Annotated in this window: 7 protein-coding genes; 5 read left to right on the top strand and 2 right to left on the bottom strand. The window is 37.0% G+C overall.

The features are described from left to right. Positions 1 to 195 precede the first annotated feature (195 nt). The gene (locus ACFQ18_RS05980; RefSeq protein WP_204797962.1) at positions 196 to 1,056 is read right to left on the bottom strand and encodes a lipoate--protein ligase family protein; all 861 of its coding nucleotides are present in this window, start codon (positions 1,054 to 1,056) and stop codon (positions 196 to 198) included. 156 nt (positions 1,057 to 1,212) lie between these two features. On the opposite strand from ACFQ18_RS05980, the gene ACFQ18_RS05975 reads away from it, so the two are divergent. From ACFQ18_RS05975 to ACFQ18_RS05965, 3 genes are all read left to right on the top strand, one after another. After that, the gene (locus ACFQ18_RS05975) at positions 1,213 to 2,532 is read left to right on the top strand and encodes an HD domain-containing protein (protein ID WP_060668882.1); all 1,320 of its coding nucleotides are present in this window, start codon (positions 1,213 to 1,215) and stop codon (positions 2,530 to 2,532) included. Beyond that, positions 2,522 to 3,019, top strand: coding sequence for a YwgA family protein (locus ACFQ18_RS05970; RefSeq protein ID WP_047186658.1), 498 nt, complete (start codon positions 2,522 to 2,524; stop codon positions 3,017 to 3,019). Before ACFQ18_RS05975 ends, ACFQ18_RS05970 begins: the two co-directional genes overlap by 11 nt. Positions 3,020 to 3,220: 201 nt before the next feature. Next, entirely contained in the window at positions 3,221 to 3,730 is a 510-nt protein-coding gene (locus ACFQ18_RS05965) for a YwhD family protein (RefSeq protein WP_204797963.1), read from the top strand. Between the two features lie 169 nt (positions 3,731 to 3,899). Here the strand turns inward: ACFQ18_RS05965 and ACFQ18_RS05960 are convergent, their stop codons facing one another. Continuing rightward, positions 3,900 to 5,942 carry a transglycosylase domain-containing protein gene (locus ACFQ18_RS05960; RefSeq protein ID WP_204797964.1) on the bottom strand — a complete coding sequence of 681 codons (2,043 nt, stop codon included), beginning with the start codon at positions 5,940 to 5,942 and terminating at the stop codon, positions 3,900 to 3,902. 253 nt (positions 5,943 to 6,195) lie between these two features. Between ACFQ18_RS05960 and speE the strand changes: the two genes are divergently transcribed. After that, on the top strand, positions 6,196 to 7,023 hold the full coding sequence (speE, locus tag ACFQ18_RS05955) for a polyamine aminopropyltransferase (protein ID WP_060668879.1): 828 nt from the start codon (positions 6,196 to 6,198) through the stop codon (positions 7,021 to 7,023). 14 nt (positions 7,024 to 7,037) lie between these two features. Beyond that, positions 7,038 to 7,910 carry an agmatinase gene (gene speB / locus ACFQ18_RS05950; RefSeq protein ID WP_047186662.1) on the top strand — a complete coding sequence of 291 codons (873 nt, stop codon included), beginning with the start codon at positions 7,038 to 7,040 and terminating at the stop codon, positions 7,908 to 7,910. Positions 7,911 to 7,965 lie beyond the last annotated feature (55 nt).

The following is a 7,965-nucleotide window of genomic DNA, read 5'->3' as shown; positions in this document are numbered from 1 at the left end:
ACGGTCACTCATGAGGTAGATGAGTGCCCGAATGGAATAGAATTATAAGAGAACGGTCACTCATGAGGTAGATGAGTGACCGTATGAAATAGAACAATAAGAAATTGGTCACTCATAAAATTCGATGAGTGACCAATTTTGATAGAACGGTAAAAGACCGGGAACACAAAAAAATCATTACGGATGCTAAACTTTCTAATACTTCCCCAAAACCTCCCAAATCGGTTTATTCCGTTTCTCCATTTGTGCATATCTTTTTTCAAACATGTCACGTTCAGATTCAGAAAAAGATGTCTCTACTATTTTCTCACTAAAATTACGTAAGGCAGCTTGTACTCTATCCTTCATTTTCTCTACTGTCAGATTTGTTTGAAGTAGTTTAGATAAAGAAGCCATCACATTTGGGTCAACCTCAGGATAGGTGAATTTTGTTTCTTCCTCTTTTTTGCTAATTCGATAAAAATCTCGAATAAGGTTTGCCCGTTCGTAACTATTTCCTTCTACATCTAAATAAATTTGCACGGCTGCACCATCTCGTACTCTTCGTTGAGAGATTCCAGCGAATTTCTTTCCGTTAATACTTAAGTCATAATCACCAGGGCAATAGGAATGAACAATTTCATATGCTTCAATCTCATTCGTTAAATCTTGAAGCATATATTGGACAAAACTTACCATTGCTTCATAGCAATCATGAATAGAAACCTCATGGATCCCCGGAATAACGAGAGAAAGATTTAAGACCCCGCCATCTAAGGCAACGGCAAGTCCGCCAGAATTTCGTATCACCACGTTGTATTCTTTATCAGCCAAAAAACGAACCCCTTCGTCAATATACGGAAGTCGAGCATCAGGTATCCCTAAAACAATCGTTTTTGGGTGAACCCATAGCCGCATAACAGATGGAGAATCGCCATTGCTTACGGAAGTTGCTAAAGCATCGTCTATAGCAAAGGAACTTAAGGCTGTATAAGGTTTTCCGGAAAATGTTTCTATCTCGGAATGATCTATATATCTAAATGTCGTTTGCTGAATTACTTCTTTCCAATTTTTCATTTTCTGCACCTAACCCTTTTTATAAGTCCAGACTCAGTGCCCAGCGACTAGCAAGACTTCCCTCATCTCTGTATGTCGTTAAACGGACACTTCCTCTTTTCCACTAAGTATTATATAATATATATTAAAATTGTCGAAAAGAAACGGATGGAGAAAATGGCATATAAGGATCAGCAACTGTCGGAAGAAAAGGTTTTTAAAGATCCTGTACATCGGTATGTTCATGTTCGGGATCGAGTTATATGGGATTTAATCGCAACACCAGAATTTCAGAGACTGCGTCGAATAAAGCAACTTGGAACAACGAATTTGACTTTTCATGGGGCGGAACACAGTCGCTTTAATCATTCTCTTGGTGTATATGAAATTGTTAGAAGGATAATCAATAATTTTGAAAATCAATCACATTGGAATAAGGAAGAGCGGTTGCTTTGCTTATGTGCTGCTTTATTACATGATTTAGGACATGGGCCATTTTCACATTCCTTTGAAAAAGTATTTAAGCTTGATCATGAATATTTTACCCAACAAATTATAATTGGCGACACAAATATCCATAAAATATTGGAAAGAGTAAGTCCTGGCTTTTCGAAAGAAGTAGCTGACGTCATTGCAAAAACATATGAGGACAAGCTTGTCGTAAGTCTTATCTCCAGTCAAATTGATGCGGACCGAATGGATTATCTGCAGCGTGATGCGTATTATACAGGGGTAAGCTATGGCCATTTTGATATGGAAAGAATTCTAAGAGTAATGCGGCCGATAGAGGATCAAGTTGTCATTAAGTCAACGGGAATGCATGCGGTCGAAGATTATATTATGAGTCGATACCAAATGTATTGGCAAGTATATTTCCATCCCGTGACAAGAAGTGCGGAAGTTATCCTTTCTAAAATTTTACATCGCGCAAAAGAGTTGTATGAATCCAAAGAATTCACATTTAAATTAAAACCTATCCACTTTATTTCTTTTTTTGAGGGTAAGGTAAAGTTAGATGAATACTTAAAATTAGATGAATCGATTGTTTATTTTTATTTTCAAGCGTGGCAAGAAGAACAGGATGAGATTTTACGAGATTTATGCGAACGATTCATGAATCGAAGGCTATTTAAATACGTGGAATTTAATCCAAACTTACAAATGAAACAGTGGATGGAACTATATCAATTATTTCAAAACGCTGGTATAGATCCAGAATATTATCTGGTTGTCGACTCCTCATCCGATTTGCCATATGATTTTTATCGTCCAGGTGAGGAAGGGGAACGCCTGCCTATTCACTTAGTGATGCCTGATAACTCATTGAAGGAATTGTCTAGACATTCCGATATTGTAGAAGCGATATCAGGGAAAAAACGTACGGATCACAAATTATATTTTCCAAAAGACCGCTTGGATGCATTAGAAAATGAAGAACTTAAAAATAAGATTATGGAAATTTTATATGGCCAAGGAGAGGTAAGAGATGTTAGATAATCATGCAAAGTTAATGCAGTTTTTTTCAGTTGCCGAAAATGTAACGGGACGGAAAAAGTTGCAAAAGATGATTTATATCTTGCAAAAATGTAATATTCCATTTGAAGAAAAATATAATTTTCATTTTTACGGTCCTTATTCGGAGGAATTAACTTTACGGGTGGAGGAACTTTGTAATCTAGGTTTTCTCCATGAGATAAAAGAAGATAAAAGCAATTATTATCAATATAATTATACAATTACGGATGATGGTAAAGAATTTTTGCAGCAATTTGCATTAGATATGCCTAATTACGAAGAAAAGGTAGAAAAATTAAAAGAAAAAAGCTCGCGTTTCCTTGAATTAGTAGCCACTATGTTTTACTTTGATTATTTACCAATAGAAGAGATGATAGGAAAAGTTCATAAAGTAAAACCAAAACAAAACTATAGTGAAGAAGAAATAAAAGAAGCAATCCAGTTTATGAAAGAAATCACGCTTAACTAAGACCTATGTAGGATGATGCTGTATCCTGTTCGGTCTTTTCTTTTTTTGAGCCTACGCAAGAAGTCAGAACAGAGTGTATTTGGAATGCGAACGATTTGTATAAATTATAGTTTGCAATAAGTGAAACGAAGTATGAACTCTGGTAAAATTAGTGAAAATAGGAATAGAATAGACGCGAGTAAAAAGGGAGGATTTCTTTTTATGAGTAATGATAAAGATAAGAAAAATGCTTTTACCATTATTAAAGATGACTCAACGGATGGTCATGGTGGCTATGGCGGCGGAGTAATAAGTTTAGAAAACATGTCATCTGTTATTGTCGATCCGAATGAAAATGAAGCGTATGTCGATATGGATGCGATGCATGCACGTAGTAAAATAGAGCGTCGTGTAAAATGGACTCACGTAAAAGAAGAAGTACCAAATGGAAAGTTATACTGGATTGTCTGGGTAAATGTGGAACGTACGGAAGAAGGTAAGAAGTATAGTGGGGTAGCGGCAAGTGAAATTCGAGTAGACCGTGAAAATAAAAGAGCCTATAAATTCATGCCAGAGCATATTAAACATATGGAAAGCTCTTTAAAAGGTAAAGTTATGGTAGACCACATGGATGGCCATTCCAGAAAACTATTAAAAGATTATCTAGAGAACTTTGATAAGGAAATGTGGGAACTATCATCTGACGAGTTGAAAGAAGAGTTATCAAGGTAAGAAAATATGAACATTTTGTGAACATATTGTACTTTGTGATGGAACTTTGTAAAATAGGCTTACATGGACAAACATGTATTACTAGGACAAAAAAGAAACCGACAACGATATCGTTGTTGGTTTCCTTTTTTATGAACGAAAACACTAAATGTTTTAGTTATATTAATGGTTACGTTCCGAATAAGGAATCGAAAATTCTCTTAAAAGGCCCATCGTTACTATCTTCTTCTTTTGGTTTCATATCATGGGGAAAATGATCTGTACAATACTGTTTAGGTTCAGAGCCTTTTTCAAAATACATGACACGACTAACCTTGCAATACGGTGTGGCAAGATTGCCTGTTTGTGGATCGATTGCAACCCCAACAACTCCATTCGGTACTTCAAATGACTTTTCAGGTAAACCTTCATGGGCTTTTTCCATAAAGGAAGCCCAAACCTTTTTCGGATATCCTGATTCTGCTACTACTTCCATCACGCGATTATCATCATATCCGCCCCAAACACCGGCCACTAGCTGAGGACTAAATCCAATCATCCAACTGTCTGATTTTGTTGATCCTGACTTTCCCGCATACACGCGAGATAATTGATTGGCAATGGGAGCACCGGTTACAGAGGCATAGCCATCCAGTTGTCGATCGAACACTCCGGTCATCAAATCTGCAAGTATAAAGGTTTGCTTAGGATCAAGGACTAAATCTCCTAGATTATTATCTTTTTCGTAAATCGTTTTTCCATCACGGTTTATAATCCTTTCAATTGTGTAACTATTGATTTCATGGCCACCATTCGCTATCATTCCATATCCTGTAACCATTTCTTCTAAGGAAACGGAAGCAGATCCTAAAGCTAGTGATGGGACTTCTGGAAGTTCCCCAGATAAACCGAATCTTCTCGCAGTATTTACGAGCTTTTTAGGGGTTAGATATAAATTGGTTTTTACAGCATAGATATTATCTGATAATGCTAGAGCTTGTGCTAATGAAATAGGTTCGTAAGCATAATAGTCATTAAAGTTACTTGGACGATATACTTCTCCGTCCTCTAGCTCGAACGCAGTCGGTTTACTCATTAGCATGGTACTTGGGGTATATCCATTTTCTAAAGCAGCATAGTATAAAAATGGCTTGAAAGTAGATCCAGCCATTCTTCTTGCATTAACTGCACGATTAAATGGACTTTCTGAATAATCACGTCCTCCTACCATTGCTTTAATTGCTCCAGTTTTTGGATCCATAGCCAATGCACCAATTTGCATTTCACTTGCTTGATCTATCGTTTTGGAGACAGAATCTTCTAATCCAATTTGCATCTCACTATCGAGAGTAGTATATATTTCAAATCCACCGGAGCGAATTTCTTCTGTATCCAGTTCTAATATTTTTGCAGCCTCTTTCAAAACGGCATCTTGGAAATAAGGCCCAATCGAATCGTTGTCTTCCTTCTTCGTCTTAGAGTAAGCAAGGGTGGTTGTTTTGGCATTCTGATATTCGTCAGGTGAAATCATATTGTTCGTTAACATTAACTGTAATATTTGTTCTTGACGTTGTTCAGCATTTTCCTTATCATTTAACGGAGAATAATAGGTCGGTCCCTTTGGTATTCCCGCTAACATGGCCGCTTCGGCAACATCCAGGTCTTTAGAAGATTTATCAAAGAAATAGTTACTTGCTGCTTCAATTCCATAGGAACCATGTCCGTAATAAATGGAGTTCAAATATCCTTCCAAAATTTCACCCTTGGAGTAATACATTTCCAAACGAACGGTATAAAAGGCTTCTTTTATCTTTCGGTCCCAAGTTTTTTCATGGGAGAGGTAGAGGTTTCTAGCTAATTGTTGTGTTAATGTACTAGCCCCTTCTTTTAATGTTCCGGAAGTTACATTTTGAAAAATTGCACCAATAATTCGTTTATAATCAAATCCATTGTGTTCTTTAAAATGCTGATCCTCCACAATCAATGTTGCATTAATAATATGAGGAGACATATCGTTTAAATCAACCCAATATCGATCTTCCGCACTACGCTCTTCACCAATCACCTCATTGGAGTTATTGTAATAAATCGTATTCTCTTCATTCATAAGGGGTGGAGGACCTAATATAAAACTAATCGTATAGATTCCAATGATAGAGAGTAGAACAATGCCTACTAAAGTAGTGATTAATTTAAAAATAAGTCGGTATTTTCTAAGTCTGCTTTTATTCATCACAAAACCTCATCATTCTAGTTTAACGTGTGTATTACTACCATTATGGGAAAAGATAAATACAAATAAACATTGAAATACGAAGGGAATTAGCTTTAGGTTAGGCAAACGCTGGATGTGACCTTTCTTAAGACCTTCTAATTCATTTAAAAAAATACTTGTTTTTTTCAAGAATTTCTCTATAATTTAAAAACGATTTAAAAAACGGTTTTTTACGGAAAAATAGATTTCTACATTAGGAGATGAACGAACGTTGAGTATTTGGTTCACAGAAAAGCAAACGGACAATTTTGGGATTACTGCAAAAATAAAGCAAACCTTTGTTTCTGAACGAACAGATTTTCAAGAATTACAAATGGTTGAAACAGAAGAGTGGGGAAATATGCTCATTTTAGATGATATGGTAATGACAACGGAGAAGGACGAGTTTGTTTATCACGAAATGGTTGCACATGTTCCGTTATTCACCCATCCAAATCCGAAAAATGTACTTGTTGTTGGTGGGGGAGATGGCGGTGCAATACGTGAAGTGTTGAAACACCAATCGGTTGAGAGGGTAACGCTTGTTGACATTGATGGAAAGGTTATTGAGTATTCTAAGAAGTACCTTCCAACTATTGCAAGCGGCTATAATGATAAGCGTGTAGAAGTAAAAGTAGAAGATGGTTTTATGTATATCGCCGATAGTAAAAAAGCGTTTGATGTCATCATGGTTGACTCTACAGAACCGGTTGGCCCAGCAGTTAATCTTTTCACGAAAGGTTTTTATGCAGCAATTCATGAAGCTCTAACAGATGACGGTGTATTTGTGGCACAAACGGATAATCCGTGGTTTAAAGCGGACTTAATTAAACAGGCCTTCCACGATGTGCAGGAGATTTTCCCTGTAACGCGTTTGTATACGGCAAACATCCCAACTTATCCGAGCGGTCTATGGACATTTACGATGGGAAGTAAAATTCATGATCCGTTAAAAGTGAAAGAAGAACGTTTCTTTGAAATGGAGACAAAATACTTTACTCCAGAAATCCATTTTGCCTCTTTCGTATTGCCTAAATTTGTGAAAGATATGACGAAATAAGGGGAGAAACAGACGTGAGATTTGACGAAGCATATTCAGGTAAAGTTTTTATTATGTCAGGTTCAGACTTTGAAAAGGCAAAAGCTGTTATTTATGGAATGCCAATGGACTGGACGGTTAGCTTCCGTCCGGGTTCTCGTTTTGGTCCAGGACGAATAAGGGAAGCATCAATCGGTCTTGAAGAATATAGTCCTTATATGGATAAGCATTTAGAAGAAATTGATTTTTTCGATGCGGGGGACATACCTTTACCTTTTGGAAATGCAGAACGAAGCCTTCATATGATTCGCGATTATATAGACCAGTTATTACAGTTGGAAAAGTTTCCGATAGGGCTTGGTGGGGAGCATCTTGTGACATGGCCCATCATTCAATCGATGTATAAAAAGTATCCCGACATGGCATTTATCCATATCGATGCCCATGCTGATTTAAGAGAGGAATATGAAGGAGAGTCTTTGTCCCACTCTACTCCAGTAAGAAAGATTTGCGATTTAATTGGACCTGAAAATGTTTATTCATTCGGCATTCGCTCAGGTATGCGTGAGGAGTTTCAATTTGCAAACGAAAGTGGTATGCACATGTCTAGATTTCAAGTAGCCGAACCACTACGTAAAATTTTACCGACCCTAAGTGGTAGAAACGTATATGTGACGATTGATATAGACGTCCTTGACCCGGCATATGCCCCAGGAACTGGAACAGCAGAAGCAGGTGGAATTACCTCCAACGAATTATTGGAAGCCATCCAATTAATTGCTGAATCAGACATCAGCGTCATCGGTGCCGATCTCGTAGAAGTAGCACCAGTCTACGATCACTCTGAAAAAACAGCTATTGCAGCGAGCAAATTTATTAGAGAAATTTTACTTGGTTGGGTGAAGTAGTTAATCTGGAGCAACATATATTGAAAAAACATGCCTATTATAGCTATAATAGGCA

Source organism: Oceanobacillus caeni, assembly GCF_042678465.1.
Lineage (GTDB): Bacteria > Bacillota > Bacilli > Bacillales > Amphibacillaceae > Oceanobacillus > Oceanobacillus caeni.
Note: the sequence above shows the minus strand (reverse complement) of the source record. Positions and strands in the feature narration are given on the sequence as shown.

Excerpts from the sequence above, each read along its gene's own strand:
- ACFQ18_RS05970 (WP_047186658.1), top strand. The coding sequence starts at position 2,522 with ATGTTAGATAATCATGCAAAGTTAATGCAGTTTTTTTCAGTTGCCGAA.
- ACFQ18_RS05975 (WP_060668882.1), top strand. The coding sequence starts at position 1,213 with ATGGCATATAAGGATCAGCAACTGTCGGAAGAAAAGGTTTTTAAAGAT.
- ACFQ18_RS05965 (WP_204797963.1), top strand. The coding sequence starts at position 3,221 with ATGAGTAATGATAAAGATAAGAAAAATGCTTTTACCATTATTAAAGAT.
- ACFQ18_RS05980 (WP_204797962.1), bottom strand. The coding sequence starts at position 1,056 with ATGAAAAATTGGAAAGAAGTAATTCAGCAAACGACATTTAGATATATA.
- ACFQ18_RS05960 (WP_204797964.1), bottom strand. The coding sequence starts at position 5,942 with ATGAATAAAAGCAGACTTAGAAAATACCGACTTATTTTTAAATTAATC.